Annotated in this window: 25 protein-coding genes; 14 read left to right on the top strand and 11 right to left on the bottom strand. The window is 66.5% G+C overall.

Features of this window, described 5'->3' with window-relative positions:
* Positions 1–50: 50 nt before the first annotated feature.
* Complete coding sequence (locus ACJ7C5_RS10355) at positions 51–212, top strand: hypothetical protein (RefSeq protein ID WP_010482135.1); 162 nt, start codon at positions 51–53, stop codon at positions 210–212.
* A 54-nt stretch (positions 213–266) separates the two neighbouring features.
* On the opposite strand, the gene ACJ7C5_RS10350 is transcribed toward ACJ7C5_RS10355, so the two are convergent.
* Positions 267–893, bottom strand: a complete 627-nt coding sequence (locus ACJ7C5_RS10350; RefSeq protein ID WP_412703823.1) for a YiiX/YebB-like N1pC/P60 family cysteine hydrolase — start codon at positions 891–893, stop codon at positions 267–269.
* Positions 894–975: 82 nt separating this feature from the next.
* Here ACJ7C5_RS10350 and ACJ7C5_RS10345 point away from each other — a divergent pair, with 82 nt between their 5' ends.
* From ACJ7C5_RS10345 to ACJ7C5_RS10335, 3 genes are all read left to right on the top strand, one after another.
* Complete coding sequence (locus tag ACJ7C5_RS10345; protein WP_094001261.1) at positions 976–1,488, top strand: hypothetical protein; 513 nt, start codon at positions 976–978, stop codon at positions 1,486–1,488.
* 73 nt (positions 1,489–1,561) lie between these two features.
* On the top strand, positions 1,562–3,403 hold the full coding sequence (locus ACJ7C5_RS10340) for a M3 family metallopeptidase (protein WP_412703822.1): 1,842 nt from the start codon (positions 1,562–1,564) through the stop codon (positions 3,401–3,403).
* A gap of 32 nt (positions 3,404–3,435) precedes the next feature.
* The gene (locus ACJ7C5_RS10335) at positions 3,436–4,812 is read left to right on the top strand and encodes a TPM domain-containing protein (protein WP_412703821.1); all 1,377 of its coding nucleotides are present in this window, start codon (positions 3,436–3,438) and stop codon (positions 4,810–4,812) included.
* A gap of 3 nt (positions 4,813–4,815) precedes the next feature.
* Here the strand turns inward: ACJ7C5_RS10335 and ACJ7C5_RS10330 are convergent, their stop codons facing one another.
* Genes ACJ7C5_RS10330 through ACJ7C5_RS10320 form a run of 3 tightly spaced genes read right to left on the bottom strand, consistent with a single transcriptional unit; the run spans position 4,816 to position 7,462 of the window.
* Entirely contained in the window at positions 4,816–5,487 is a 672-nt protein-coding gene (locus tag ACJ7C5_RS10330) for a VOC family protein (RefSeq protein WP_412703820.1), read from the bottom strand.
* 54 nt (positions 5,488–5,541) lie between these two features.
* On the bottom strand, positions 5,542–6,621 hold the full coding sequence (locus tag ACJ7C5_RS10325; protein ID WP_412703819.1) for an alpha/beta hydrolase family protein: 1,080 nt from the start codon (positions 6,619–6,621) through the stop codon (positions 5,542–5,544).
* A gap of 13 nt (positions 6,622–6,634) precedes the next feature.
* Positions 6,635–7,462, bottom strand: a complete 828-nt coding sequence (locus tag ACJ7C5_RS10320; RefSeq protein ID WP_412703818.1) for an AraC family transcriptional regulator — start codon at positions 7,460–7,462, stop codon at positions 6,635–6,637.
* A 201-nt stretch (positions 7,463–7,663) separates the two neighbouring features.
* Between ACJ7C5_RS10320 and ACJ7C5_RS10315 the strand changes: the two genes are divergently transcribed.
* On the top strand, positions 7,664–10,066 hold the full coding sequence (locus tag ACJ7C5_RS10315) for a TonB-dependent receptor plug domain-containing protein (protein ID WP_412703817.1): 2,403 nt from the start codon (positions 7,664–7,666) through the stop codon (positions 10,064–10,066).
* The gene (locus tag ACJ7C5_RS10310) at positions 10,066–11,367 is read left to right on the top strand and encodes an aminotransferase class V-fold PLP-dependent enzyme (protein WP_412703816.1); all 1,302 of its coding nucleotides are present in this window, start codon (positions 10,066–10,068) and stop codon (positions 11,365–11,367) included. The genes ACJ7C5_RS10315 and ACJ7C5_RS10310 overlap by 1 nt, the downstream gene beginning before the upstream one ends.
* A 223-nt stretch (positions 11,368–11,590) precedes the next feature.
* Here the strand turns inward: ACJ7C5_RS10310 and ACJ7C5_RS10305 are convergent, their stop codons facing one another.
* From ACJ7C5_RS10305 to ACJ7C5_RS10290, 4 genes are read right to left on the bottom strand one after another with little or no spacing between them, the layout of a single operon-like run.
* Positions 11,591–13,105 (bottom strand): aminotransferase-like domain-containing protein, encoded by a 1,515-nt coding sequence (locus ACJ7C5_RS10305; RefSeq protein ID WP_412703815.1) that lies wholly within the window; start codon positions 13,103–13,105, stop codon positions 11,591–11,593.
* A 9-nt stretch (positions 13,106–13,114) separates the two neighbouring features.
* The gene (locus ACJ7C5_RS10300) at positions 13,115–13,714 is read right to left on the bottom strand and encodes a DUF6436 domain-containing protein (protein ID WP_088027748.1); all 600 of its coding nucleotides are present in this window, start codon (positions 13,712–13,714) and stop codon (positions 13,115–13,117) included.
* On the bottom strand, positions 13,714–13,992 hold the full coding sequence (locus ACJ7C5_RS10295; RefSeq protein WP_005420041.1) for a hypothetical protein: 279 nt from the start codon (positions 13,990–13,992) through the stop codon (positions 13,714–13,716). The genes ACJ7C5_RS10300 and ACJ7C5_RS10295 overlap by 1 nt, the downstream gene beginning before the upstream one ends.
* A 55-nt stretch (positions 13,993–14,047) precedes the next feature.
* A complete protein-coding gene (locus ACJ7C5_RS10290; protein ID WP_412703814.1) occupies positions 14,048–15,463 on the bottom strand; it encodes an aminotransferase-like domain-containing protein in 1,416 nt (471 codons plus the stop codon).
* A 183-nt stretch (positions 15,464–15,646) separates the two neighbouring features.
* Between ACJ7C5_RS10290 and cyoA the strand changes: the two genes are divergently transcribed.
* From cyoA to ACJ7C5_RS10265, 5 genes are all read left to right on the top strand, one after another.
* Positions 15,647–16,552, top strand: a complete 906-nt coding sequence (gene cyoA, locus ACJ7C5_RS10285; RefSeq protein ID WP_049418470.1) for a ubiquinol oxidase subunit II — start codon at positions 15,647–15,649, stop codon at positions 16,550–16,552.
* Between the two features lie 5 nt (positions 16,553–16,557).
* Entirely contained in the window at positions 16,558–18,534 is a 1,977-nt protein-coding gene (gene cyoB / locus ACJ7C5_RS10280; RefSeq protein WP_006474876.1) for a cytochrome o ubiquinol oxidase subunit I, read from the top strand.
* Entirely contained in the window at positions 18,531–19,166 is a 636-nt protein-coding gene (gene cyoC / locus ACJ7C5_RS10275; RefSeq protein WP_412703813.1) for a cytochrome o ubiquinol oxidase subunit III, read from the top strand. The genes cyoB and cyoC overlap by 4 nt, the downstream gene beginning before the upstream one ends.
* A 1-nt stretch (position 19,167) precedes the next feature.
* A complete protein-coding gene (cyoD, locus tag ACJ7C5_RS10270; RefSeq protein WP_005411473.1) occupies positions 19,168–19,500 on the top strand; it encodes a cytochrome o ubiquinol oxidase subunit IV in 333 nt (110 codons plus the stop codon).
* 113 nt (positions 19,501–19,613) lie between these two features.
* Positions 19,614–20,315, top strand: a complete 702-nt coding sequence (locus ACJ7C5_RS10265) for an SCO family protein (protein WP_412703812.1) — start codon at positions 19,614–19,616, stop codon at positions 20,313–20,315.
* Positions 20,316–20,651: 336 nt separating this feature from the next.
* Here ACJ7C5_RS10265 and ACJ7C5_RS10260 read toward each other — a convergent pair whose 3' ends face one another.
* Both ACJ7C5_RS10260 and ACJ7C5_RS10255 read right to left on the bottom strand, forming a co-directional pair.
* Positions 20,652–21,242, bottom strand: coding sequence for a S8 family serine peptidase (locus ACJ7C5_RS10260; RefSeq protein WP_223224677.1), 591 nt, complete (start codon positions 21,240–21,242; stop codon positions 20,652–20,654).
* A 2-nt stretch (positions 21,243–21,244) separates the two neighbouring features.
* Complete coding sequence (locus tag ACJ7C5_RS10255) at positions 21,245–23,011, bottom strand: S8 family serine peptidase (RefSeq protein WP_412703811.1); 1,767 nt, start codon at positions 23,009–23,011, stop codon at positions 21,245–21,247.
* 251 nt (positions 23,012–23,262) lie between these two features.
* Here ACJ7C5_RS10255 and ACJ7C5_RS10250 point away from each other — a divergent pair, with 251 nt between their 5' ends.
* From ACJ7C5_RS10250 to ACJ7C5_RS10240, 3 genes are all read left to right on the top strand, one after another.
* Positions 23,263–23,673, top strand: a complete 411-nt coding sequence (locus ACJ7C5_RS10250) for a hypothetical protein (protein ID WP_412703810.1) — start codon at positions 23,263–23,265, stop codon at positions 23,671–23,673.
* Positions 23,674–23,781: 108 nt separating this feature from the next.
* Entirely contained in the window at positions 23,782–24,222 is a 441-nt protein-coding gene (locus ACJ7C5_RS10245) for a DUF2231 domain-containing protein (RefSeq protein WP_088027739.1), read from the top strand.
* Positions 24,215–25,525 carry a PQQ-dependent sugar dehydrogenase gene (locus ACJ7C5_RS10240; RefSeq protein WP_412703809.1) on the top strand — a complete coding sequence of 437 codons (1,311 nt, stop codon included), beginning with the start codon at positions 24,215–24,217 and terminating at the stop codon, positions 25,523–25,525. The genes ACJ7C5_RS10245 and ACJ7C5_RS10240 overlap by 8 nt, the downstream gene beginning before the upstream one ends.
* Before the next feature lie 30 nt (positions 25,526–25,555).
* On the opposite strand, the gene ACJ7C5_RS10235 is transcribed toward ACJ7C5_RS10240, so the two are convergent.
* On the bottom strand, positions 25,556–26,518 hold the full coding sequence (locus ACJ7C5_RS10235) for an IS110 family transposase (RefSeq protein ID WP_088026673.1): 963 nt from the start codon (positions 26,516–26,518) through the stop codon (positions 25,556–25,558).
* Positions 26,519–26,752: the final 234 nt, after the last annotated feature.

Genomic DNA, 26,752 nt, shown 5'->3' with positions numbered 1-26,752 from the left:
AGACGATGGCCACGTCCACCGCATTCCGCGAGTGGCTTTGGAGATCGGACATGGCACAGCAGAACCAGAACCCGAACCAGAAGCAGCAGGGCCAGCAGAACCAGCAGGATCAGCAGCAGGGCCGTGGCCGCGACCAGCAGCAGCAACAGCAGCAGGAACAGCAGAAGCGCAACCAGAACCAGCAGCAGGGCGGCCACGACGAAGAAGAATGACCGCGTTGCGCGTGCAACGTGACCGGCGAAGCTCCGCCCCGTGCGGGGCTTTGCTTATTCCAGCACGCCGATACGCTGCAGCACCGGCGCCGCCGACATGTCGTTGGGATTGGTGCCGGGCTGATCCTGCGGCACGTCCATGCCCATGCCGCGGTACAGGTCAATCCAGTGCTGGGAAATCTCCCCGGTCTTCGGGTTACGGAAATTCATCGGCTGCAATGCGAACACGTGGTGCGCACGGAAGGCGCGTTCGATGAAGTCCGAGCAGTAGTAGCTGTCCTCGTTCAACACATACGACGTGTTGTACGGCTTGCCCAGCATCGTGCGCGCGGTGGCGACCGCATCCTTGATCGCCGCCTGCTGCGGCGCGCGCAGGCGATAGACCACGATCTGCCGCTGCTTGTCGCGCGCCTCCTGGCGGAATTCAACCAGCGATTGCCGGCGAGATCCTTTCTCGTCTGCATGCAATACCTCCCAGCCCTTCGGCGCGGAAGCGACCAGCGCGACGTGATCGAAGCTGGGCGTGCCTTGCTTGCCGGTGGCATCGTCGATGGCCGCACTGAGGCCGCTGTGGCCGGCGGTGACGAACAGCAGGTCGCCTTCGTGGACATCGACGGCCTTCGCTACCGCCGGCCACAGGGCGGGCAGCAGCAGGCCGATCAGGAGCAGGAGGCGATGCATGAGCATTCTCGGACAGGCGGAATGCCGGAATTGTAGGGTGCGCGGTAGCATGGAGCGACCGGACCGGATTCAGGATGAGCCCATGTGTCGATACCGTTCTGCTGCAGTGCTGATGCTCGCCTGTGGCGTGGTGCTGGTTGCCTGCACGCCAGCGCCGCAGCCACCGCAGACCGCGGCCGAAGCCGTGCCTGCCGCAGCGGCCCCGGCGACCGCCGCCACCGAGCCCACACCTGTGGCTGCACGCAGTGAGTGCCCCTACCCGGAATTCGATACGTTTCTGAAGCATTTCGGCAACGAGATCGCGCTGCAGGAAAAGGCCACTGCCGATCCGCTGCTGGACAGCTACATCGACGCGGAGGCCGAGCCGGAACCGCGCAAGGTGGAAAGCCGGTTGGCGCTGGCCGATGTGGAGTGGCCGGTGATGCCCGATCCTGCCGCGCTGGCCGGGCAGGGCCGCGAAATGCAGGTCAGCCCCCTGGCTGATGGGCAGCGGCAGGTGCAGATCCGTACGCCGGACAGCAGTGACCAGCAGACCTACACCTTTGCGCAGACACCGTGCTGGACGCTGGTCAAGCGTGAGGACGAGTCGATCTGAAGCCTGATCCGGCACAGGCGCGGTGGGCCAGTGGCTGCTAGGCTCGATCCCTGGTCCAGGCAGGGAGACGCCGATGCAGGCTTTCAGGAAGCGCACCACCACCGCCGCCGCCGTCGCTGCCGTATTGGCGATAGCCCCCTTCAGCGGCGCCCAGGCACAGTCGGTGCATGCCGATGACCGCGCCTACTTCGCCAATGCCACCGCCGAGCAGACCGCGCGTGACGCGCTGGGCAAGCGCGTCGAGGCCCTGCAGCAGGCGTCCAACCTTGCACCCGCGGAACGCTTCCAGCAGGCCGAGGCACTGGAGGCGCGGTGCCTGCGCCATCACAGCTACCTGCACCTGCAGGCCGCCCGCAATGCGCGTGATCAGCGTCCGGCACAGGCGATGGAGCAGGCAGCGGGGCTGTGCAGCCGCATCGCTCGCAGTGGTCGCGCCGCACTGCGCGAGGCGCCCGCAGATGCGGCGTGGGCAGCACCGTATGGCTTCCTGCGCGCACGCGCGTTGAAGGAGGCTGCCACCCCGGCCAACGCGGCGCTGGACGAGGCGGTGGGGGCACTGGCCGATCCGGCGCTGGACAGCTTCGCGCGCCTGCGTGGGCAGATCCTGCGCAGCGCCGAGTACCCGCAGCTCGAGCACGGCGGCCGGCACTGGGACACGGGGCGCGACAAGCAGGCGCTGGCCCAGCAGCCCGACCGCGCCCTGCGCGAGGCCGGCTGGAAGGGCTACTGGCAGGGCCTGCACTCGCGCCGCGAGCCGATGGCCTCGGTGCTGCTGGGCCTGGTGCAGGTGAACGATGCCGCCGCGCGCCTGCAGGGCGATGGCTCGGCGCCGGCACACGGCTACCAGCGCATGGGTCTGGATACCGCCGTCGTGGATGCAACGCTGGTGGCGATCGAACAGCACGCGGGGGACCGCCGCGCCTACCAGGAGATGCTGCTGCACCACGCTGCGCGATCCGGCATCGACGCGCCGCAGATCTGGGATACCACCGTGCCCGATGCCGGCTACACGCCACCGGTGCTGACGCTGGCGCAGCTGCGCGACAACGCCGCCGATGCCATGCAGCACCTGGGGCCGGCGTACGTCGGTGAGCTGCGCGCGCTGCTCGATCCGGCCAACCGGCGTATGGATCTGGCCACCGAACGCGGTGACCGCAGCCAGGACGCGTTCCCAGTGAGCGCTCCCGGTGTGCCGGCAATGCTGTTCGTTGGCGTGCGCCGTGGTGATCTGGAAAGCGACGTCGAGATCGCCCATGAAGCTGGCCATGCCGTGCATGGCGAGTGGATGCAGCGCGGTCATGCGTCGCCGCTGCAGCGCAATGGCAGCCAGTGGCTGACCGAGGCGTTCGCGATCTACAACGAGCTGCGCTTCCGCGACCAGCTGTACCAGCAGGCACAGGACCCGCGTGCCAAGGCCTATTACCTGAAGTCGCTGCTGGACGACATGGTGCTGCAGCTGTTCACCTCTTCCGAGGAGGCGCAGCTGGAGCAGTCGATCTACCAGGGCGTTGCCGCCGGCACGCTGGGTACCGCCGATGACCTGGACGCGCTGACCGGGCAGGTGCTGGCGCGCTTCGGCCAGCAACCGGAACGCTACCCGCAGCTGCGCAACACCTGGATCGGCAAGCGCTTGATGTATGAAGACCCGAACTACCTGGTGAACTACCTGTATGCAGGGCTGCTGGCCGTGCAGCTGTATGTGCAGGACCAGCGCGACCCCGAAGGCTTCCGTGAGCGCTATCTTGCCGTGCTTGGCGAGGGCTTCGATCGCTCGCCGAACGAGCAGGTGGCGCAACTGCTGGGGCACGCGCCAGACTGGGCGGCCCTGGTGGATGCCGATCTGCAGGTGTTCAACCAGACGGCGGCACAGCTGCAGGCGCTGCATGCGCGGATCGAGGCAGGGCAGGGTACGTGAGCCTGCTGCGGACAGGGCAGCGGACTGCAGCAATGACGTGGCTGTTGTTGCTGCTGTGCCTGCTGCCGATGGCAGCGCTGGCGGCAATCCCGGTCCCGGCGCTGGACGATCCCGTGGTGGACACTGCCAACGCGCTGTCCGCTGAAACCCGCGCCACCCTGCGCAGGCAGGCGCTGCAGCTGCAGGTGCAGAAAGGTGCACAGCTGCAGGTGCTGGTGGTACCCAGCGTCGGCAGCGAGGGCATCGAGGCCTATGCACAGCGGGTGTTCGATCAGTGGCAGCTGGGTCGCGCCGGTGTCGACGACGGTGTGCTGCTGCTGGTGGCGGTACAGGACCGCCGCGTACGCATCCAGACCGGCTACGGCCTGGAAGGTGCGCTACCGGACGCGTACGCGGCTCGCATCATCGATAACGCGATCGTGCCGCGCTTCCGTGAGGGTGATTTCGACCAGGGCGTGCTCGATGGCACGACGTTCATGGTGGCACTGATCGAGGGTGAGGACCTGCCGGCATGGGAAGAACCGTCGGCCAGCAACGTGCTGCCTGCGGACTGGCGACGTGCAGACTCGGTGGTGGCGTTGACCCTGCTGGCCGGCTTCCTGGCCGGGCTGTGGCGCTCGCCGCCGCCCCTCCCGCCGGCGAAGACCGAGGACGATTTCAGCGGCAGCCGTCGGGAGCGGCGGCGCAAGGCACTGGCCGCCAATGCGTCGGCACCGAGGCCGAGCTGGCCGACCTTGCCGGCCTGGGGGCGTCCGATGCTGCTGACAGCGGTGGTTGCCGCAGGCGCGCTGTCCGTGGCGTTGCTGCTGCCACGCCACCTGCTGCCGGGCCTGTGCTTCGTGATGGTGCTGGGCGTGCCGGTGGCGGCCCTGCTCGGCTGGTGCTGGCGTCGCAGCCGCGGGGTGCGCATCGTCCTGTGCGGCATGCTGGTACTCGGCGCGGTCTTCCTGGTGCAGGCGCTGCTTCGTGGCCAGCTGCCACCGAGCCTGGCCCGGCACCTGCTGCTGCAGGCCGCCGCGGGCGTTCTCACCCTGATGGTGTTCCTGCTGGTGCAGGCCTGCCGCACACGCTGGAAGAAGAACCGCGGCAGCTTCGTCGTGCGCATGACGGTGCTGGTGCTGTTGACCCTCGGCTATACCGCGGGCGCGTTGCTGGCGATCCATCGTGCCGAAGGTGACGATCCACGGCTGCTGGCAATGATCGTGTCCGGGGTGTGCGGCGTACTGCTGTACTTCGTGTGGTTGTTCACCATGCTGCCGGGCGAGCGCGCACGTGGCCGGGTTTCATCATCCCGCGAACGCACGTCGTCCCGTTCGTCGTCCTCGTCGAGTTCGTCGTCGAGCAGTTCCAGCAGCTGGTCTGGAGGCGGCGGCCGCAGCGGCGGAGGCGGCGCGTCCGGCAGCTGGTAGTTCTCAGGCCGCCTGCACCCGCCAGCCGAGCGAGGCGTCCTCCACAACACCCGGGCCGGCCACGTCGCCGACCTGCAGCAGCAGGCCGCGCGCGTTCGGCAGGTCCTTCTGCTCGGGGAACCAGCGTCGATCCGCAGCGACCACGATCAGCAGGCCCTCGTCGTCGCCCATCGGCGCGAACTGCGACGAAGGCGGGCTGATCGGTTGCAGGCCGAACCGCAGGCTGGACTGTTCGCGCACAGCGTCGACATCGTGGCTGGGCAGGCCGACCTCGCTCAGGCAGATCAGTTCGCTGCCGCGGAAGGCGCCCTGACGCGCACTGGCCGGCAAGCGGCGGCGGCCGATCAGTTCCAGGATCAATCCATCGGGGCCGGTGAAATACACCGACTGCGACTGCCAGCTGCTTTCCAGCGCGAAGTAGTCCAGTCCCGCCGGATTGCGTTGCAGCGGCGTGCGTTCACGCAACCAGGTCATCCCCTCGCCGAAGCGGTTGTCCGGTACGTTGAAGGCCAGGTGCACGCCACCGACCGGATGATCAGCCGCCGGCTGCAGTTCGATCGTGCTCCAGCCGATGTGCACATGATTGCCGACCACGCGCTGCTGCAGCACATCGTGGAAATACGCGGCGACGGTGGTGACGTCGGACACCGGCAGGGTGAGATGAAGCAGGCGCATGATCGATCCTCCCTGTACGCGCCCACTGTAGCGCCGGGACATGCCCGGCGGCCACTACCGCAGTGCTTCGGCGAAGAATTGCACCGCGGCAGCCACTGCCTGCGCGTGGGTGCCCGCCCTTGGAACCGAACTGCTGCAGAGCTCGGGCAGCCTTTGCACACCCACCGCGGTACAGGCCGCCAGGAAGTCGTAGTGACCGACATCCGGCAGACGCAGCAGCGCAGCGCCTGGAATCAGTGCCTGTGCAGCCTCGCCATTGCTCTGCGGTGGCGCAACCGTGTCAGCCTCGCCCAGCACGATCGACACTGGCTGCCTCAGCGAGGACAGCTGCTCGGGCGCGAACGCCTGCACGATCGCGGGCGCCAGCAGGAACACGGCGCGCACGCCGGGGATCGCGCGCGATTCGTTGGCGTGGGAGATCCACGGTGAAAGCACGGATGAACTCGCGGCGGCAACACGCGCCTCCATTGTGTGCGTGGCGGTTTCCTGTTGTGGCCGGCAGACGCCGTCACCCGGATGCGCGCGGCAGAAGGCCAGCAGCCGCTGCAGGTCGGGGCGTGCACCGGCGGCCAGCAGCGCGGTGTAGCCCCCGGCCGAGAACCCGGCCACACCCAGTCGCTCAGGGTCGACGTGCGCACCCAGCTGCGGATCGGCCTGTACTGCAGCGAGTGCCGCGCGTAGATCATCCGCACGCAACCAGCTCAGTACGCTGCCGGGCAGGGTCATCTCGTCCACGCCGTTGTTGCCGGGATGATCGACCGCGATCACCAGGTATCCGGCGCGAGCCAATGCGGTGCCCAGCCAGCCCATCATGCGCGCGCTGCCGCCGTTGCCGTGGGAGAGCAGCAGGGTCGGCAGGCGCTCGCCCGCGATCGGGACATCCATGGCTGAGCGGCCGACGTCAAACAGCGGTGCATCGGGCGGGCCGATGGTCAGGGCGGTTTCCCTGCTGCCAGCGGGCGCCGGATACCAGACCGTGTAGCGCAGGGCGTCGTGCTGCTGTGCATCGCGCACCACGGCGCTGGCCACCGTGGTGGTGCCGTGGCGTTCGCCTGCCATCCAGAGCTCGCTGGCGCTGGCGACACCTGCGGAGGCCATCAGGAATATTCCCAACACAGCGTCCATCACGCGCATCTTCAGCTCCTTGTCAGTGAGGACATTCGTCCACCGGCAGCCAGATCTCCACGCCACCGTTGCCGGTGTGCTCATCGAAACGCATGTCGTAGCGCTCCAGATCGGGTGCATCGGCCAGGCTGAGGCCGGAGCCGGGCAGGTAGTGGTCCAGCAGCCAGAACCAGGTCGAGCGGATGGTCGAGATATGCTCACCGTGCCACGCCACCAGGTAGCGGCGCGGCGGAATGTCTACGCGTTGCCAGTGCGCAGGCACGCTCGGCACTGCGCTTGCTGGCAGCGCGGCGACGTAGTCGAATCCACCGTCGTCATCGCTGTTGCAGCACACGCCGAAACTGATTGGTGCGGGTGTCGGCCATTCGCGGTTGAGCTGCGCCCACTGTCCGGGTATCGCACCACCGCTGTCGCGAGTATGCCGCATGCCGATACCGGCGACCTGGAAGGCGGGGGTGTCGAGCAGGCGTGGCGCTTCGCCGCAGGCAGTAGGTGCATCGTCCACGCGGATCGCCTGCACCAGTGCCAGCCCATCGGTGCCCTGTTCGCGCACCCGCTCCGGAGTCTGTCCGAACTGTTCGCTGAAGGCACGGGTGAACGCCGCATGGGTGGTGTAGCCCGCGCCCAGCGCGACCTGCAGGATGTCGCCCGCCCCGTCGGCCAGTCGTTGCGCGGCAGCGGTCAGGCGCCGTCCACGCAGATAGCGCACCACCGAGGTGCCGGTGCGGGCCTGGAACAGGCGCGACAGGTGGAACGGCGACAGCCCCGCCGCAGCGGCAATATCGGCCAGTGCCAACGGCTGGTCCGCATGGGTTTCGATGTACCACAACGCCTTGCCTGCCGCGCTCATCCAGCCGTTCCCCGATTCCGATGCCGGGCACAGTAGCGGATCGGCAGACAGCGCGTTTAGCAGTTCTTGCGCTCAAGCGGCATCAAGTTGTCGCACTGACGTCATGGCTCCTTCACAGATCGCGCCGAGACTGCGCGCCTTGTCCAGGCCTGCGATATCCCTGCAGGTGCTGGCCCTGTCGCGTCCTCCCGGAGCCCTGCCGTGCATCGTTCGAAGCTTTCGCGTTCCATCCTCCTTGCCCTTTCCATGGCCAGCGCAGGAGGCGCGATCGCAGCGGAGGCCGATGCGGTCGATGCCGCGGGCAGCAGCCGTGCGGCGCCCACCCAGCTCGATGCGATGCTGGTCACCGGCACCCGCGCGTCCAACCGCACCCAGTTCGAAACGCTGGCGCCGGTGGACGTGTTCACCAAGGAGGACATCAAGTCGGTGGAATCCACCGACCTGAAGGACGTGCTGGCGCAGCTGGTGCCATCGTTCGTGGTGCAGCGCCTGCCGATGGCGGACGGCCAGGTGTTCGTGCGCCCGGCCACGCTGCGTGGCCTGTCGCCGGACCAGACCCTGGTGCTGGTCAACGGTCGTCGCTTCCACCGCAGCGCGCTGCTTGGCAACCGGGGCGCGCAGGCGGCCGATCTGGCACAGATTCCAACCAGTGCGATCAAGCGCATCGAAGTGCTGCGCGATGGTGCCTCGGCGCAGTACGGCTCGGATGCCATCGCCGGCGTCATCAACATCATTCTCGAGGATGGCCCCGGCACCGAGATCACTGCCGGCTATTCGCAGTATGCGCAGGGCGATGGCGCGTCGCGCGATTTCAGTGCACGCACCGGTTGGTCGCTGGGTGATTATGGCAGCCTGGTGCTGTTCGCCGAATCGTCCAACTCCGACGCCACCTCGCGCACCCGCCAGCGCCCCGATGCCATCGCCTTCCAGGCTGCGCATCCGGAGCTGGACGTGCCCAACCCGGTGCAGCGCTGGGGCCAACCGGAACTGGAAAGCCGCCGCGTCGGCTTCAACGTGAAGGCCAACGCCAGCGACACGCTGGAGCTCTATGCCTTTGGCCTGTACAGCCACAGCGATGGCGTCAGCGATTTCAACTGGCGCAACCCGGACACCACCACCGGTGCCTACCGCACCACGGCGATCTTCCCCGGCTGGAACCTGCGTTCGATCTATCCGGTGGGCTTCAGCCCGCAGTACGGCAACGTCCAGAATGACCTGCAGCTGGTCGGCGGCCTGCGTGGCGAGATCACGCCGAAGCTGCGCTGGGATGTCAGCGCCTCGTATGGCCGCAACGCCATCGACTACAGCCTGAAGAACTCCATCAACGCCTCGCTCGGTCCGGCCAGCCCGACCGCGTTCGATCTCGGCCGCCTGACCCAGACCGAGAAGAACGCCAACGCCGACTTCAACTACGAGTGGGACGTAGCCGCGCTGGCCAAGCCGATCAACGTCGCCTTCGGTGGCGAGTTCCGCCAGGAAACCTACCAGGTGCGTGCCGGTGATCCGGCTTCGTACGCAGTGGGCCCGGGCGCTGCCGCTGGCCTGGAAGCCAATTCCAACGGTGCGCCGGGCTTCTCGGCCAGCCAGGCCGGGCAGTGGAGCCAGCGCAGCAAGGCGGCCTACGTGGATATGGAAGTGCCGCTGAGCGAGCGCTGGAGCATCGGCGCGGCCAGCCGTTACGAGGACTTCTCCAGCTTCGGCAGCACGCTGGACGGCAAACTGTCGGCACGCTTCGCGATCACCCCGGACGTGGCCCTGCGCGGCACGGTGTCCACCGGCTTCCGTGCGCCGACCCCGGCGCAGCTCAACACCACCAGCACCACCCAGGGCCTGGATACGCGCACGCTGCAGATCTTCACCAGTGGCCGCCTGTCGCCGAACGATCCGCTGGCGCAGCTGCTCGGCGCCAGGCCGCTGAAGCCGGAGGAATCGCGTACCGCGTCGCTGGGCCTGACCTGGCGCACCGACCTGGGCCTGTCCGGCTCGGTGGATGTCTACCAGATCAAGCTCACCGACCGCTTCAGCCAGTCGGCCAGCTTCGCCATTCCGGCCGGTACTCCCAATCCGCTGGGCTATACCTCGGTGAACTACTTCACCAATGACTTCGATACCACCACCACCGGCGTGGACGTGGTCGGCAACTACCTGCGCGACCTCGGTGCCGGCCGCATGACGCTGACTCTGGCTTACAACTACAACCGTACGCGGGTGGACAACGGCAGCACCTCGGTAGCCACCAACGAAACCCAGCGCGTGCTGTTCGAAGACCGCCTGCCCGAGCACAAGGGCAGCCTGACCGGCAGCTGGGATGTCGGCGCCTGGTCGCTGATGGCACGCATGCGCTACTACGGTGCCTGGACCGACGCCAGCGGCAATGCGGTGGGCGATATCTACCAGCGCTTCGGCGCGATGAGCTTCCTCGACCTGGCCGTGGGCTATCGCATCAACGAGCACCACAGCCTGCGCGTCGGCGCCGACAATGTGCTGGACCGCTACCCGGACGAGGCGGTCTTCCAGGCCAGCCGTGGCCTGGTCTACTCGCGCAACGCGCCGTACGACACCGACGGTGCCAACCTGTACGCACAGTACCGGCTGAGCTTCTGATGGACAGCCGCCGCCGTAACCTGTTGCGTGCCGGCACCTTGCTGCCGGCCGCAGTTGCACTGTCTTCACTGCCCGCCATGGCCGCCACGCGTTACGCTGCGCCCATGCAGATTCCCGCAACGACCGTGGCGCCGGACGTGCTGGCCCGCGATGAAGGCTACTGGGCCGCCGTGGCCAGCCACTTCGACATCACCGATGAAGTGAACCACCTGGAGAACGGCTATTGGGGCGCGATGGGCCGCGAGACGCTGGCGAGCTACCAGCGGCACACCGCTGAAGTGAACCGTGGCAACGCCTGGTACGGCCGTCGTGAGTTTCCGGCGCAGTACATGGTGGTGCAGCGGCAGGTAGCCGAGTTGCTGGGCGTGGGTGCCGACGAGATCGCACTGACCCGTGGTGCCACCGAGGCGATGCTGGCGCTGATCGGCGGCTACAACCGCCTGCAGCCTGGCGACCAGGTGCTCTACGCCGACATCGACTACGACAGCATGATCGGCGCGATGCGCTGGCTGCAGCAGCGGCGTGGCGTGCAGGTCGAGCGTATCGCGCTGCCGGCGGTGCCTGACCACGCGCAGATCCTGCAGGCGTATGAGGACGCATTCGCGCGGTTGCCGCGTCTGAAGCTGGTGCTGCTGACCCAGGTCAGCCACCGCCATGGGCTGGTGCTGCCGGTGGCCGAGATCGCCGAACGTGCGCGTGCACGCGGTATTGATGTGATCGTTGATGCGGCCCATGGGTTTGGCCAGATCGACTACGCGGTGCCGCAGCTCAAAGCTGATTTCGTCGGCATCAATCTGCATAAGTGGATTGGTGCGCCGGTCGGCGTCGGCGCGATGTACGTGCGCAAGGGCCGTGTGGCCGATCTTGACCCGTACATGGGGGAGACCGACGATGGCCGGGTGGGCAGCCGCGTGCACACCGGCACGGTCAACTTCGCCGCCTACCTGGCACTGCCGGAAGCGATTGCCCTGCACCAGCGCATCGGCGTGGCCAACAAGCAGGCGCGCCTGCGCTACCTGCGTGAGCGCTGGACGCTGCCGGCGCGGCAGATGGCGCATATCGAAGTGCTGTCCTCGCCCGATCCGGCGTTGGCGAGCGCATTGGCAAGTTTCCGCCTGCGCGGGCGTACCAGCGTGGCCGACAACATCGCGCTGCAGAAGCGCCTGCTGGATGAGCATCGCGTGTTCACCACCCATCGCGACGGGTTGGAGTCTGGCGCGTGTGTGCGGGTGACGCCATCAGTGTTCACCCGGCCTGAGCAGATGGATGCGTTGGTGCAGGCGCTGGACGCCCTGGCCTGACCCTGCTTTGGTGGGTGCCAACCTTGGTTGGCACATTCCGTCCGTGCCGGGGAATCTTCCGCCGGGCATGGCCCGGCGCTACCGGTCCTCCCCCAGCCTGGTGGGTGCCGACCGTTGGTCGGCACATTCCATCCACGCATGGCGTGCACGGGCATTGCCAACCAAGGTTGGCATCTACCGAAGCGGGTCCCGTAGATCCACGCCATGCGTGGATGCTCTCCACCTACCGCTCGATCGCCGGCAACGCATCCGACAACAACAACCGATCGATGCGACGCAGCGCACTTTCCAGCTGCCGACGATCCGCCGCCAGCCCCAGCGACAGCCGCACGCCGCTCTGATGCGATACCTCCGGCGGACAGAACGCCGATGAAGGCGCGATCGCCAGCCCCTGCAGCTGTGCGGTACGCACCAGCGTGGCGTCGGTCCATGGCGCTGGTATCCGGCACCAGGCATGCAGCCCTTCCGCGCGCTGCAGCAACGACGGTGCGAGCAGGTAGCGCGCCAGGCGCACGCGTTCGCGCGCCTCGGTGCGCACCTGCGCCAGCAGTGACTGCGCCGAACCATCCAGCAGCAGCTGGCTGGCCAACGCCGAGACCAGCGGATGACCCATCAACCGCGTCGCCCGCAACGCAGCGGTCATCGCCTCGGCGTGCGCCGCGCTCGGGCAACGCACGAAGGCGGTGCGCAGGCCGGGGCTGATCACCTTCGACAGCGTCGCCACGTAGAACACGTGGCGCGGCGCCAGGGTTGCCAGCGGTGTCGGCGCCTCTTCGGCGAGGTGCCAGTAAGGATCGTCTTCGATCGCCAGCAGGCCATCGCTTTCCAGCACGCGCGCCAATGCTTCGCGCCGATGCAGCGGCAGGGTCAGTGCGGTGGGGTTCTGGCAGGTGGGATTGAGATAGACCAGCCGCGCACCGCTTTCGCGTGCCAGCCGGGTCAGTGCATCGGGGCACATGCCGTGTTCGTCGCTGTCCACTGGCAGCAGGCGCCGGCCCAGTGCGCCGGCGGCCTGCAGCAGGCCCGGATAGACCAGCGCATCGCACAGGATCGCATCGTCGTCGCGTCCCTGGCTGACCAGGATCGCCGCCAGCGCCACCTGTGCGCCCTCGGTCAGCAACAGGCAGGCATCGTCCACCTTTCCCAGCATCGGTTGCAGCCAGCGCGCCGCCGCGTGGCGGTCGGTCGGGTTGCCACCTCCCAGGTGATAGGTCATCAGGTTCGGTGCGTTGCTGCGCGCAAGCACGGCGGCGGCACCACGGCGCAGCGTCTCGGCCAGCGCATCGGCGTCGGGTACCGGCGGCACGTTCATGCTCAGGTCCACCGCCTGGTCGAAGCCGGCCTTGGGCGGTGCGATGAAACTGCCCTGTGGTCCACGCGCTTCGATAAGGCCGCGCTTGCGTGCTTCATCGAAGGCCCGCGTCACCGTGGTCAGGTCGACGCCGAGCTGGTGCGCCAACGCGCGCTGCGAGGGCAGGCGCTGTCCGGGTGCGAGGCCGCCACGGCGCACCGTGCGTTCCAGCGAATTGACGATGCGCAGGTAGATCGGCCCGCTGTGCGCGAGCACGTCCTGCACCCACTCGCGCGCTGCGACATCCGGTCGCGGCATGTACGGAGCATGTCGGGGCGTATCGTTGCTTCCAACGGCGGGAGCCTGTCCATAACCATCGGTCGGTTCGGACAGGTGACCGCCGTTGTTGTTTACGGCGGGCACACCGGCCAGCGTCAATGATGTCATTGCGCGTCCTCAGCGCTTGGCCTGCCACGGGCAGTAGCAGCCCACGGCAAGCAGTCCTTTCGGGCGTACGGTTTCGCCGCGCACCAGTTTGTCCAGCAGCGGTTCGACGAAGCTGTTGGCCGAGTTGCAGACCATGCCGATGCTGTACGGGCCGGCGTACGCCAGATGGCCGTGCCGGTCCCAGATCGCCACGGCAGGGCTGGCCGGGATGTGTTCGATACCGTCGATGGTCGGCAGGTTGATCACCTTGTTGCGCAGCGGCTCGGGCAGCTCACCCTGCGTACCCGGGCGGCGGATCGCATAGAAGTCGATGCCGGCGCGGCGGTACATGCTGATCAGGTAGCTCAGGTGCGCACCGGTTTCGCGGTTGCACACGCCGCAGGCCGGGTCCCAGAAATGCACCACGCGGATGCGGCCGGTATCACCGGCCAGATCGGCCGGCAGGCGCAGCTGCGAGTCGTCGAAGACGATGGCCTGTTCGGTGAAGGTGGACTGCGCGCTGTAGCCGAAGTACTGCCACAGCGCAGCCGCGACGCCGGCCATGAACAGGCAGGCGAGTGCGATCATCGTCGGCAGCAGCCAGCGGCGACGCGGCGCGGCTGCGCCCATCAGGACGCGTCCCCGCCGAACTTGTGCACGTACTGCTTGCGCATCTCGCGGCAGGAATCGGCCTGCGCGCGGCGCTGGATCTCACTGCGGGACGGATCCTCGCTGCGCTGCACGCACTGCTCGATGGCGTGGCGTTCGGCGGCCTGCACATCCACGGTCTGCGGCTGCAGGCAGACCCAGGCCAGCGCGGCCAGCATCAGCACCACAAAGCCGCCACAGCCGGCCATCACCAGGTGGAACTTCAGTTTCTCGGCGCGCATCGATGCACGTCCCTTCATCCATACATTGCATACAAAATATCATCTTGTATGGATAAAGCGCCATGCGCCCCGTTCAGACGATGGCGTTGTGGCGTGCCTCGGGGGCCTCGGACAGGATCTCGTTCAGCTTGGCCAGTGCCCCGGCCAGCGCGCCCTGGTCGACTGCGCCGCCCAACGACAGGCGGATCGCATTGCCCGGTGGCGGCTCTTCCACGCTGAAGGCATCGGAGCTGGCAATGCCCAGCCCCTGCTCCTGTGCAGCCTGGATCAACCGGTACTGGTCCAGCCGCGGCGGCAGCGGCAGCCACACATGCAGGCCGGCCGGATGCGCCTGGGCGCGGGACGGCAGGTACTGCGCGGCAATGGCCTGGCGTTCGCGCAGCTCCTGCTGGAAGCGCTGCACCATGTCCTGGGCCTGGCCGCTGCGGATCCACTGCGAGGCCACCGCCACCATCGACTGGGTCGGCATCAGCGCGATCGCGCGCAGGGCGTCCAGCACCGGTTCCATCGGCTCGCCGGCCGGCACCACCAGGTAGGCGGTGCGCAGGCCCGGTGCCAGGCACTTGGACAGGGTGGAGATGTAGTACACCGGGCAGCCTGCGTCGCGGTGGGCGGCCAGCGGCGGTGCGGCGTCTCCGGCCAGCAACCAGTAGGGATCGTCTTCGATCACGGTCAGATCGTGGCGCTTCGCCACCGCCAGCAGGGCCTGCCGGCGCTGCGCCGACATCGTTGCCGTGGTCGGGTTCTGGATGGTCGGCACCAGGTACAGCAGGCGCGGGCGGCGCAGCTCGCAGGCTTCTTCCAGCGCGTCCGGCAGCATGCCCTCGGCGTCCATCGCCACCGGCACCACGCCCCGTTGCAGCACGCGCGCGGCAGCCAACAGGCCTGGGTAGGTCAGCTGCTCGGCGGCGATCAGCTCGCCCGGCTGGGTGCGGGCCAGGATCAGCGCGCACAGCGCGGTCTGCGCGCCGGGGCAGATCACCACCTGGTCGGCACCCACCGTGCCCAGCATCGGCGCCAGCCACTGCACCGCAGCGGCGCGGTCCTCGCGGGTGCCGGCGCCGACGTGGTAGCTCATCAATTCGCCCTGGCCCAGCTGCTGGCCGACGTGCTGGAAGCCGGTCTCCATGCCCTGTGCGAACGGCGCGCTGCCCAGCAGCGGCGGGATGTTCATGCTCAGGTCGACCGAGGTGCTGCGGTTGCCGGCCGACAGTGCGATGAAGGTGCCGCCGGCGCCCTGTGCGTCGAGCAGGCCGGCCTGGCGCAGCTCGGCGAAGGCGCGGGTGACCGTGGTCAGGTCCACGCCCACCTGCTGGGCCAGGTCGCGCTGCGGCGGCAGCCGGTCGCCCGGGCGCAGCACGCCGTCATCCACCGCCTCGCGCACCTGCTGGGCAATCTGCAGGTACAGCGGGCCGGCGCCCTCGCGGAAGGGGCGAACCCAGGTGCGATTGGGGTGTTTCAGGCGGCGGCCGGCGGCAGGTGGCGTCATCGGTCAGTTTTTTCCATACGTGCAGATGCACAAGTCCATACAATGCTGTATCTTGTATGGGCTTGATTGGAGTGGTTCGCCTGCTTGTAGGCGACCTCGTACCCACAGTGTAGCCGCTCCACGCCCGGGCGCTGCGCGCAGGCGAGCCGGTCAAGCGCGCTTCTTCAACAGGGTTGACCTCCAATGAATATCTGCTGGAACCGCATCCGCCTGGCGCTGGTCGCCCTGGCCTGCGTCGGCCTGTCGGGCTGTGACTGGGTGCTGCTGGATTCGAAGGGCATGGTCGGGCTCGCCCAGCGCGACCTGATCCTGATCTGCATCGGCCTGATGCTGATCGTGGTGATACCGGCCATCGTGCTGACCTTCGTGTTCGCATGGCGCTACCGCGCCGGCAACACCAAAGCGAAATACACGCCGGACTGGTCGCACTCCACCAAGGTGGAGATCGTGGTCTGGGGCGTGCCGCTGATCATCATCGCGGTACTGGCGGTGATCGTGTGGAAGTCCACCCACGAACTGGACCCCTACAAGCCGCTGGACGTGGCCGGTGAACCGCTGCACGTGGACGTGATCGCGACCGACTGGAAATGGGTGTTCGTGTACCCGGACCTGGGCATCGCCACGGTCAACCAGCTCAACTTCCCGGCCAACCGCCCGCTGGCGTTCAACATCACCTCCAACTCGACGATGAATACCTTCTTCATCCCGCAGCTGGGTGGGCAGATCTACGCGATGGCCGGCATGCGCACGCAGCTGCACCTGATCGCCAACGAGCCCGGCCAGTTCCGAGGCATGTCCGGCAACTACAGCGGGCATGGCTTCTCGAACATGAAGTTCATCGCCACCGCCAGCAGCAATGAAGACTTCGATCGTTGGGTGGCCGAGGTGCGCAGCGCGCCCGACGCACTCAGTTTCACGCAGTTCAAGGCGCTGGCCGCGCCGTCGAAGAACGCACCGGTGCAGCACTTCTCCAGTGTTGAACCACTGCTGTTCAAGAAGGTCATCGACCAGTTCATCGGCGTTGGTGAGAACACCGCTGCTGCGACCCCGGCGGGCGCTGCCGGCGGTGCCCAGGTTTCCCAGGAGTAACGAACATGTTGGGTAAATTGACGTGGGAGGCCGTGCCGCTGCACGAGCCGATCGTCGTGGTCACATTGGCGGCCATGGTGCTGGGTGGCCTCGCGCTGCTTGGCGCGGTGACGTACTTCAAGCTGTGGGGCCCGTTGTGGCGTGACTGGTTCACCACTGTGGACCACAAGAAGATCGGCATCATGTACGTGGTGGTGGCGCTGGTCATGCTGGTGCGCGGTTTTGCCGATGCGCTGATGATGCGCGCGCAGCTGGCCGCGGCTGGCCCGGGTAGTGATGGCTTCCTGCCACCGGAGCACTACGACCAGATCTTCACCGCGCACGGCGTGATCATGATCTTCTTCGTGGCCACTCCGTTCGTGGTCGGCCTGATGAACATCATCGTGCCGCTGCAGATCGGCGCGCGCGACATGGCGTTCCCGTTCCTCAACGCCTTCAGCTTCTGGATCTTCGTGGTCGGCGCTGCACTGATGATGATCTCGCTCGGTGTTGGCGAGTTCGCCATGACCGGCTGGGTGGCCTATCCGCCGCTGTCGGGCATCGAGTTCAGTCCAGGCGTGGGTGTCGATTACTACATCTGGGCGTTGCAGGCTTCGGGCATCGGCACATTGCTGACCGGCGTCAACCTGTTCATCACCATCCTGCGCATGCGTGCGCCGGGCATGACCCTGATGAAGATGCCGGTGTTCACCTGGACCGTGCTGGTCACCAGCGTGATCATCATCGCCGCCTTCCCGATCCTGACCGTGGCGCTGGGTGCGCTCACCCTGGACCGCTACCTGGACTTCAACTTCTACACCAACACGTTGGGTGGCAACCCGATGATGTACGTGAACCTGGTGTGGGCCTGGGGCCATCCAGAGGTGTACATCCTGGTGCTGCCGGCGTTCGGCATCTTCTCTGAAGTGACCGCCACGTTCGCGCGCAAGAAACTGTTCGGCTACAAGTCGATGGTGGGTGCCACGCTGGCGATCGGCATCCTGTCGTTCATCGTCTGGCTGCACCACTTCTTCACCATGGGCTCCGGTGCCAGCGTCAATGCCTTCTTCGGCATCATGACGATGATCATCGCCATTCCCACCGGCGTGAAGATCTTCACCTGGCTGTTCACCATGTATGGCGGCCGCGTCGAGTTCAGCGTGCCGATGCTGTGGACCATCGCCTTCCTGGTCACCTTCACCATCGGCGGCATGACCGGTGTGCTGCTGGCCATCCCGGGCGCGGACTTCCTGCTGCACAACAGCCTGTTCCTGGTCGCGCACTTCCACAACACCATCATCGGCGGCGCGCTGTTCGGCTACCTGGCCGGTTTCGCCTACTGGTTCCCGAAGGTGTTCGGCTTCACCCTCAACGAGCGCCTGGGCAAGTGGTCGTTCGCCTGCTGGGTGATCGGTTTCTACCTGGCTTTCATGCCGCTGTACATGCTCGGCTTCATGGGCATGACCCGCCGCATGAACCAGTACGACAACCCGGCGTGGACGCCGTACCTGATCGCCGCCTTCATCGGTGCGCTGTTCGTGTTCGCCGGCATCATCCTGATGCTGGTCCAGATCTACGTGAGCGTGCGCGACCGCAAGCGCAACCTGGACCTGACCGGCGACCCGTGGAATGCACGCACGCTGGAATGGGCCACGCCGTCGCCGCCGCCGTTCTACAACTTCGCCGTGGTGCCCAAGGCCGATGAGCTGGATGCCTTCCACGAAGCGAAGAAGCGTGGTCTGCCGCCGCCGCCGAAGAAGTACGCGCCAATCCACATGCCGAAGAACACCGGCGTGCCGCTGATCCTCAATATCTGGATCCTGGTGCTGTGCTTCGCCCTGGTCTGGCACATCTGGTGGATGGCCGCGGCCAGCTTCATCGCGATGATCGTCACCCTGATCGTGCGGTCCTACGACGAGGACGTGGACTACTACGTCAGTTCCGAAGAGGTGGCGCGCACCGAAGCGGCCAACCTTGCCAAGCTGAAGGAGGTACGCGCATGAACCTGTTGACCCGCCCCGAGCTGGCCAGCGACACGCAGGCGCACGAGGACCACCACGAACACGACCATGGCCACGAACAGGGCGGCATGAAGGTGTTCGGCATGTGGGTCTACCTCATGTCCGACCTGGTGCTGTTCGGTTCGCTGTTCGCCTCGTACGCGGTGCTCAGCACCGCCTACGCCGGCGGCCCCACCGGCAAGGACCTGTTCTCGCTGCCGTTCGTGATGGCCGAGACCTTCCTGCTGCTGGTCTCCAGCATCACCTACGGCCAGGCCGTGCTGGCCATGCACCGTCTGGACAAGGCCGCTGTGCTGTGCTGGCTGGGCGTGACCTTCGTGCTCGGCGCTTCGTTCATCGGCATGGAGATCTACGAGTTCTCGCACCTGATCCACGAAGGCGCAGGCCCCAGCACCAGTGCCTACCTGTCGGCGTTCTTCGCGCTGGTCGCCACCCACGGCCTGCACGTGGCCAGCGGCCTGATCTGGATGGCGGTGGTCATGCACCAGGTCTACAGCCGCGGCCTGACCCCAACCAACATCACCCGCGTGTCGTGCCTGAGCCTGTTCTGGCACTTCCTGGACCTGGTGTGGATCTGCGTCTTCACCTTCGTCTACCTGATCGGAGCCTTCTGACATGGCCCACGTCGAAACCTCGCGCGCCGGAAATGCGCACGGCTCCACCAAGTCCTACCTGATCGGCTTCGTGCTGTGCGCGCTGTTGACCGTGGTGCCGTTCGCACTGGTGATGAACCCGGTGCTGTCGCGGCCGCTCACGCTGTTCCTGCTGGTCGGCTTCGCGGTGGCGCAGATCCTGGTGCAGCTGGTCTATTTCCTGCACATGGACCGCAAGTCCGAAGGCGGCTGGAACCTGGCCAGCTTCGTGTTCACCCTGGTGATCCTGTTCATCATCGTCGCGTTGTCGGTGTGGATCATCTGGAGCATGCACTACCACATGATGATCAACTGACCGTGGCCGGGGTGATCGGCATGGACCGCGCGATCACCCCGGCACCTCCGTCCTCTTTCCCCCCAAGGGCAGGCCTGACCGAGACCCCGCCCGCATCTGCGTTGGTGGTACCCGTGAAGCGTCCTGCTGCTGTTGTCCGTTCGTTGTTCTCTCCCCGTTTCCGCCTGCCGCTGCTGGCAGGCCTGGCCATCGGCCTGCTGGCCGGCTGCAGCGCGCAGTCGCGCATGGACTTCTACTCCAAGGACATCGCCTGCGAAGAGCTCGGCCAGCAGTGGTCGATGCCTGACAGCCACGGCACCGTGCGCGGCCCGAAGGACCTGCAGGGGCAGGTGACCTATCTGTTCTTCGGCTTCACCAGCTGCCCGGACGTGTGCCCGACCACCATGGTCGAGCTCAGCCAGGTCAAGCACCTGATGGGCAAGGATGCCGACCAGTTGCAGGTAGTGTTCGTCAGTGTCGACCCAGCGCGTGATACGCCGGAGGTTGCGCGCACCTATGTGGAAGCGTTCGACCCCAAGGCCATCGCGCTGGTTGGCAACGAAGCACAACTGGCCGCGATGGCCAGCGACTTCAAGGCGTTCTATGAAAAGGAACCCGGCCAGGTGCCGGAGACCTACACCATGAGCCACATCGCCGGCGGCTACGTGTTCGACCGCCAGGGCCGCCTGCGCCTGTTCGCACCGTACGGCATGCCGGTGGACAAGCTGTTCTCCGACGTGCAGCGCCTGCTGCTGGAGCCGGGCCATCCGGCCGCCGGCAACGGCCCGCTGGCCAGCTGCCACCTCAAGCACAGCGACACGCTCGCCGCCCGGTAATCCCGGGCCATGCGCGGCTGGTGCCGCCTGTTCGTCGCGCCCGCTGCTCCGGTAGGCGTCGACCTTGGTCGACACGCGGTGAATGAATCTGGTGGGTGCCGACCGTTGGTCGGCACATCCTGCACCCTGTAGAGCCGAGCCCATGCTCGGCTCAACGCTTGCCGCGCCTGCGCCACCCCACAAACAGCAGCCGAGCATAGGCTCGGCTCTACATGCTTGCCGCCCGGTAGCGGCAAATTCGATCCGGTGGGTGCCGACCGTTGGTCGGCACACCCCAACACACCAATCCCCCGGCCGGCCAGGAGAGCCAACCGGCCGGGGGTACCACTCAACGCCTTACTTGGTTTCTTCCCACTGCACCACGTCCGGCTCGGCCGCCTTGATGCCGGCGGTCGACAGCAGCTTGGTGGTCGCATCCAGCGCCGCGTTCACCGACGGGTACTCCACAATCGCGCGGCCGGAGGCCTTGGATACCTTCACCACGGTGCCGCCGGTGGCGGTGGCCGCACGCTGGGCCGAGGCCGCATCGGTGAAGAACACCTTGACCCGCGAGGTCGCCACGACTGGCGCGCCATCGTTGGAGACAGCGGCCGCAAACTTGCTGGCACCGGCATCCGCACGTGCGGCCACACCGGTAGACGCATCGGTGGACCGCTTGCTGCGGGTGCCGACAGCCGCCGCGCTGGCATCAGCCCCGGTGGTGATCCGGAACTGACCGCCGCTGGCCTGCTGCACGGTTGCCGACGGCGCCAGCTGGAAGCGCGAGCCGCCCACATTGAACGAACGGCCGGTGGCCTCCGCCTTCAACTGCTGCGTGTCTACGGTCGACAAGGTCTTCGCCGGAGGTGTCTGGCCCGAGCTCTGTGCCCAGGCGGTGGTGGTCATCGCCGCCAGGGCGAGGGTGCTCAACAGAATGGTCGTCTTCATCATCAGTGCCCCAGAACGCGGATCTTGAAGAATTCGAGGTTGCCACGCGATGCAGCGTTCGCGGCCTGCCCCAGGTCGGTTACTTCCAGTGTCCAGGTGCCCGTGGCGTTCTCATCCAGGAAGGCATTGCTGGACAGCAGGTCCCAGTTGGTGAAGTTGCGCTGGACACCATTGAGGCCAGAGCCGATCGCGGTGAATGCCGGCTGCACCACGCTGCGCGTGCCACTGGGCGAAACCAGCACGAACTGCAACTGGCGGGTATTGCTGTGGTTGACCCGGAAGCCCAGCTGCACGCTTTCGATGTTGCGCGCGCCATTGGCCAGCTGGAAGGTCAGGCGTGCAGCGGCGGCCGAGGTATTGCCGATGGCCACGGTGCGCGTCGTGTTGCGCCAGCCGCTGTCCACCAATGCACCCAGCGACTGGAAGTTCTCCGCTACCTGCACCGCGCGCGCGGCGTTGACTACACCGAAGCCGTACCAGTTGCTGTAGGCGCGGCCAGCGGCATTCACCGTCCAACCCGGCACCAGCACGCGGCCGTCGGAGTGGGTCACCGCAGCCTGGTTCGGATCGGTCCGGTTGGCGGTGGTGGCCAGGATGTACTTCACATCGCGGTAGGACAGGTTCGGGTTGGTCTCCAGCAGCAGCGCCGCGACACCCGACACCATCGGCGTGGCCGCCGAGGTGCCGTTCATCTTGCCGGTGTAGTTGCAGGTGCTGTCGATGGCGGACTGGTCGCCGTCCAAAGTGTTGCGCAGGCTCGTGTTCTTGTTGCTGCCCTGCGCGCAGCCGGTGACATCGGTGGTGAGGATGGCCGGATCGTAGCGGATCGCCAGCTGCCCCGGCACGACCTGCCGCTGCCAGCCATTCTCGCCGCCGAAGCCGGACACCCACAGCGCCGAGCCGGTGGACGAGTAGGACGAGCGCACGCCATCGGCGCGTACGGCGGCAACGGTGATCACGTTGAACAGGTTGTTACGCGGATCGCGGCCGGCCGGAATGCAACCCGTGTTGCGGTTCTTGGTGTCTGCCGAGCAGATGTCGGTGCCATCCGAGCGCGCGCCGTTGTTGTGGTTGTTGCCGGCGGCTTTCACGTAGATGCCACCGCGCCCGCCACGGGTGCCGGACATGGCCTGCTCATAGGCGGCGATGTCGTTCTGGCTGTAGGCCAACGGCAGGTTGGGGTTGCCCGGGCTGGAGCCCCAGCTGTTGTTGAAGACGCCCACGTCGGCCACTTCGGCGCCGTCCCACCACGAGTACTCGATGTTGGAATTCGAATTGCCCTGGGCATTGGACGCCAGGAAATTGAAGCCCTTCAGGGTGGCGGCCGAGGCCACGCCGCGCACGCCCAGGTTGTTGGCACCTACTGCACCGGCGATGCCGCCGACCATGGTGCCGTGATTGTCGCGGTCCGGATTGGACGGTGAGGGGTTGTTGCTCTGGTTGGCGAAGTTCTTGCCCGCGACTGCCGCGACGTTGGCGGCCAGGTCCGGGTGGGCAATCTGCAGGCCGTCATCGACGATGGCGATGGTGACGCCCTGGCCACGGATGCCATTGCGGAACAGGCCATCCACGTTCAGATCGTTGCCGGCCACCGGCAGGGTATCGCCCAGTACGGCCTGTCCGGTGTTGAGCAGATGCCACTGACGCCCGGCCAGCGGATCGGCCTGCTGGGCCTGGGCGGTGACGGCCAGGCTGCCCAGCACCAGGGCAGTGGCAAGGGCCAGGCGCGCGGAGCGCGGTGGCGCGGAGCGTTGCGTGTGTCGCTTCATACACGAATCCTTCTGTTGTGAATCGGCATGGCAGGACGGCGGGGCGGAACTGCCCCATCGCAACGAGCCAAACGCGACACAACGAACACCCCCCTACCTCTTCACATGCCCAATCTGCAGATGTGCCGATTGCGTCACAAACGCTTAGTACGTCAAGTTATGACAAGGCACTCAAATGCCTTCACGCGGCCTTCGCACGCTTGCTTCAGGGTGCGGGAAACTTGGGTAATCACACGCACGTGAAGGCATACATGAAGAACAAGCGCCAGCGTGGCCGTGCGCGCGCGGACCAGACCCCGCTCTCGGTTGCCGCTATCCGCAAGGTGGTGCTGTCGATGTATCACCGTCGCCATGACTATTGGACCGACGCGGATATCGCCGAGCTGCTGCCGGCGCTCGCCGCATTCAACATCACCACGATCAAAAAGCTGCGCCTGCTGATGAAGCGGCACCGACGCGCGCTGCTGCAGGAGGAGAGAGTGAAGATGCGTAGGGCGCAGACACTGCACCTGCTGGCTGAGGATGGTCCCAGTGGCATCGATGTACACGCCAATACCAGCTACTACGCCATCGGCGGCCTGGTCCGCACCAGCATGGAACACGAATTCGGCTTCGAGACCATGCTGCCCTTCCACGAGGTGCGCGAGGACGAATCGGCGTAGCGCGGCGCCTGCCCGGAGGGTGTGGCAGCCCCGCCGGGGCATCATCGCGCGCCCTCACATCCCGCTGTGCTACTACAGCCCGTGCACCCTTCCGCACGGAGCACGATGATGGTCAATCCGCTCGCCCAGGCCCATCGCGGCCTCGGCACCACGCTGTTCAGCCTGTTGAACCCGATACCCTTCGGCTTCTTCGTCGGCGCGCTGATCTTCGACGCGATCTATCTCAACAGCGCCGAGGTGATGTGGGGCAAGGCCGCCGCCTGGCTGATCACCTTCGGCCTGCTGATTGCCATCATTCCGCGCCTGATCAACCTGTTCACGGTCTGGCGCCGCAACGGCACCGCCACCCGCGTCGACCGCATCGACTTCTTCCTCAACCTGGTCGCGGTCGTGCTGGCCATCTGGAACGCCTTCGTGCACAGCCGCGATGCCTATGCCGTTGCGGTGCCGGGCACGATCCTGTCGGCGCTGACCGTGGCCCTGATCGCACTGGGCCTGATCCTGCTGTCACTGCAGCCGCCGGTGCTGCAGGGAGGTCGTCATGGCTAAGTACATCCTGCCCACCGTGGCCGCCCTGGCGTTGGCCGTGATGCTGTCGGCCTGTGCCGGCAAGGCCGAGTACCACCCCACCGATCAGTCCGGTGCGAAGCCGCCGCTGCCGGCACCGAAGAACTTCCTGATGCCGCCGATGCAGGTGCCGCGCGGCGTGGGTTGGGCCGAGGGTCAGTCACCCACGGTGGCCGAAGGCCTGAAGATCGAACGCATCGCCGCCAACCTGCAGCATCCGCGGCGATTGTTGACGCTGCCCAACGGCGATGTGCTGGTGGTGGAGGGCAATGGCCCGGGCGAGGAGCCGGTCACCACGCCCAAGCAGTGGATCGCCGGCAAGGTGAAGGCGCGCTCGGGCAAGGCCGGCAAGGGCGGCAACCGGGTCACCCTGCTGCGCCGTGCGCCTGGCACTTCCACGTGGACCCAACACGTCTACATCGAAGGCCTGCATTCGCCGTTCGGCATCCAGTTGATCGGCGAGACGCTGTACGTGGCCAACACCGGCAACATCGTGCAGTACCACTACGTACCCGGTGAAACCCGCATGTCCGACAAGGGAAGCGAGTTCACCGACCTGCCCAGCACCATCAACCACCACTGGACCAAGGAACTGCTGGCCAGCCGTGACGGCAGCAAGCTGTACGTGGGCGTGGGCTCCAACAGCAACATCACCGAGAACGGCCTGGCAGTTGAATACCGCCGCGCGGTGGTGCTGGAAGTGGACGTGGCCACCCGTGGCAGCCGCATCTTTGCGTCGGGCATCCGCAACCCCACCGGGCTGGATTGGGAGCCGAGCACCGGGAAGCTGTGGGCGGTGGCAAACGAACGCGACGAGATCGGTGCCGACCTGGTGCCTGATTACCTCACCTCGGTGAAGGAAGATGGCTTCTACGGCTGGCCCTACAGCTACTACGGCCAGCACGTGGACGAGCGCGTGCAGCCGCAGCGGCCGGACCTGGTGGCCAAGGCCATCACGCCCGACTACGCCATCGGTTCACACGTAGCACCGCTGGGCCTGCTGTTCTACACCGGTCAGGCGCTGCCGCCGCAATACCAGGGAGGTGCCTTCATCGGCGAACACGGCAGCTGGGATCGCTCACCATTGAGCGGCTACGAAGTGGTCTACGTACCGTTCAAGGACGGCAAGCCGACCGGGCGGCCGCAGACCGTAGTCAGTGGCTTCGCCTCCAAGGACGAGAAGACCCTGATGGGCGCACCGGTGGGTATGGCGATGGATGCCGAAGGTGCATTGCTGGTCGCCGACGACGTGGGCGACGTGGTGTGGCGGGTGTCTGCCAAGTAGCTGTGTAGAGCCGAGATCCTATGTTCGCGGTCAAGCCTGCTGGAAGCAGGTTTGACCCACCTTCAGCATGGCGGGATCGAAATCCTTGCCGCTCTTGAAGACGCCCCAGGCGATCTTGGCCAGCTTTCTGGCCAGGATGTTGAAGCTGGCGGTGCTGCTGTGTCCGCGCTCGCGGATGGCGAGGTAGAGAGGCTTGCCGCCTTTGGATCGGGTCAGGCCCATGGCGGCCATGTAGAGGATCTGGCGCAGGCTGGCATTGCCTCGTTTGGACAATCGGCGTCGGCCGATCCGTGCACCGGACTCGTTGGGTCGCGGATCCAGACCGGTGCAGGCGATCCAAGCGTCGGAGTTGGCCAGCGGCCAGCGGGTGATGTGATGGGTGACGAAGGCAGCCACCGTCGGCCCGATCCCGGGGATGGTCATGATCCGCCGGTACAGGTCGCGCTGTTGGCCGCTGCGACACAGCTGCTGAATCTGCTGGTCCAGCATGGCAATGGCCTCTTTCAGGCTACTGAAAATGCGCCCAAAGAGGGCGGACTCCGATGCCCCCGCGCCCAGAGAGAGATTCAACTTCGCCTTGCTCCGGACCAGACTGTCACGTTGCTGGAGCAGCACGTGCAGCCGCTCCTGCTCGGGCGAGCGAGCGACATGCTCGTGCAGATTGTCGGCCTCTTTGGCGATGTAGCGCGCAATGACCTGGGCATCGCCGGAGTCGGTCTTGCCGCGGCAGGCCACGCCCTTGGCGTAGTGCTTGATATCGCGAGGATTGAGCACGAAGACGGCGTGATCGGCCTTCTGGGCAGCGTGAACCACAAGCTCGTGGTAGCGGTTGGTTGCCTCAACGCCAATACGGGACTTCGCGGGCAGGCTGGACAGCCATTTGTTGATGGCCGAGGCTGAATTGGCGATTCGGATGCTGCCCTTGGTGCCGTGGCACGCCACCACCAGGGTCCTTGAATCGGTATCGATACCGACAGCGTGACGATCTGACATCTGCGCAACTCCCAGCTATTGTTGAAGGGCTGGGGTGGTACCGCACCACGTTGGCTTGCCTACATCGGCGGTCCTCAAAGGCCGCTAGATCCTTTATCGACGTTAAGGTGCGGGATGGGGATCGCTCGGCTCGTCTGTCGGCTGCTACCCGCAGATATCATGTTGACGGTCCCTCCACCCTGGCTCCTACATACCTCGTAGGAGCCGGAAGGAACATACAAGCCATGCTCGGCT

The sequence above is a fragment of the Nocardiopsis yanglingensis genome, assembly GCF_045809185.1.
Classification (GTDB): Bacteria; Pseudomonadota; Gammaproteobacteria; order Xanthomonadales; family Xanthomonadaceae; genus Stenotrophomonas; species Stenotrophomonas yanglingensis.
The sequence above is the reverse complement of the archived record's forward strand: the minus strand, read 5'-3'. Positions and strand labels throughout refer to the sequence as shown.

Coding starts and splice junctions, on each gene's coding strand:
- ACJ7C5_RS10355 (WP_010482135.1), top strand. CDS start 51: ATGGCACAGCAGAACCAGAACCCGAACCAGAAGCAGCAGGGCCAGCAG.
- ACJ7C5_RS10350 (WP_412703823.1), bottom strand. CDS start 893: ATGCATCGCCTCCTGCTCCTGATCGGCCTGCTGCTGCCCGCCCTGTGG.
- ACJ7C5_RS10345 (WP_094001261.1), top strand. CDS start 976: ATGTGTCGATACCGTTCTGCTGCAGTGCTGATGCTCGCCTGTGGCGTG.
- ACJ7C5_RS10340 (WP_412703822.1), top strand. CDS start 1,562: ATGCAGGCTTTCAGGAAGCGCACCACCACCGCCGCCGCCGTCGCTGCC.
- ACJ7C5_RS10335 (WP_412703821.1), top strand. CDS start 3,436: ATGACGTGGCTGTTGTTGCTGCTGTGCCTGCTGCCGATGGCAGCGCTG.
- ACJ7C5_RS10330 (WP_412703820.1), bottom strand. CDS start 5,487: ATGCGCCTGCTTCATCTCACCCTGCCGGTGTCCGACGTCACCACCGTC.
- ACJ7C5_RS10325 (WP_412703819.1), bottom strand. CDS start 6,621: ATGCGCGTGATGGACGCTGTGTTGGGAATATTCCTGATGGCCTCCGCA.
- ACJ7C5_RS10320 (WP_412703818.1), bottom strand. CDS start 7,462: ATGAGCGCGGCAGGCAAGGCGTTGTGGTACATCGAAACCCATGCGGAC.
- ACJ7C5_RS10310 (WP_412703816.1), top strand. CDS start 10,066: ATGGACAGCCGCCGCCGTAACCTGTTGCGTGCCGGCACCTTGCTGCCG.
- ACJ7C5_RS10305 (WP_412703815.1), bottom strand. CDS start 13,105: ATGACATCATTGACGCTGGCCGGTGTGCCCGCCGTAAACAACAACGGC.
- ACJ7C5_RS10300 (WP_088027748.1), bottom strand. CDS start 13,714: ATGGGCGCAGCCGCGCCGCGTCGCCGCTGGCTGCTGCCGACGATGATC.
- ACJ7C5_RS10295 (WP_005420041.1), bottom strand. CDS start 13,992: ATGAAGGGACGTGCATCGATGCGCGCCGAGAAACTGAAGTTCCACCTG.
- ACJ7C5_RS10290 (WP_412703814.1), bottom strand. CDS start 15,463: ATGACGCCACCTGCCGCCGGCCGCCGCCTGAAACACCCCAATCGCACC.
- cyoA (WP_049418470.1), top strand. CDS start 15,647: ATGAATATCTGCTGGAACCGCATCCGCCTGGCGCTGGTCGCCCTGGCC.
- cyoB (WP_006474876.1), top strand. CDS start 16,558: ATGTTGGGTAAATTGACGTGGGAGGCCGTGCCGCTGCACGAGCCGATC.
- cyoC (WP_412703813.1), top strand. CDS start 18,531: ATGAACCTGTTGACCCGCCCCGAGCTGGCCAGCGACACGCAGGCGCAC.
- cyoD (WP_005411473.1), top strand. CDS start 19,168: ATGGCCCACGTCGAAACCTCGCGCGCCGGAAATGCGCACGGCTCCACC.
- ACJ7C5_RS10260 (WP_223224677.1), bottom strand. CDS start 21,242: ATGAAGACGACCATTCTGTTGAGCACCCTCGCCCTGGCGGCGATGACC.
- ACJ7C5_RS10255 (WP_412703811.1), bottom strand. CDS start 23,011: ATGAAGCGACACACGCAACGCTCCGCGCCACCGCGCTCCGCGCGCCTG.
- ACJ7C5_RS10250 (WP_412703810.1), top strand. CDS start 23,263: ATGAAGAACAAGCGCCAGCGTGGCCGTGCGCGCGCGGACCAGACCCCG.
- ACJ7C5_RS10245 (WP_088027739.1), top strand. CDS start 23,782: ATGGTCAATCCGCTCGCCCAGGCCCATCGCGGCCTCGGCACCACGCTG.
- ACJ7C5_RS10240 (WP_412703809.1), top strand. CDS start 24,215: ATGGCTAAGTACATCCTGCCCACCGTGGCCGCCCTGGCGTTGGCCGTG.
- ACJ7C5_RS10235 (WP_088026673.1), bottom strand. CDS start 26,518: ATGTCAGATCGTCACGCTGTCGGTATCGATACCGATTCAAGGACCCTG.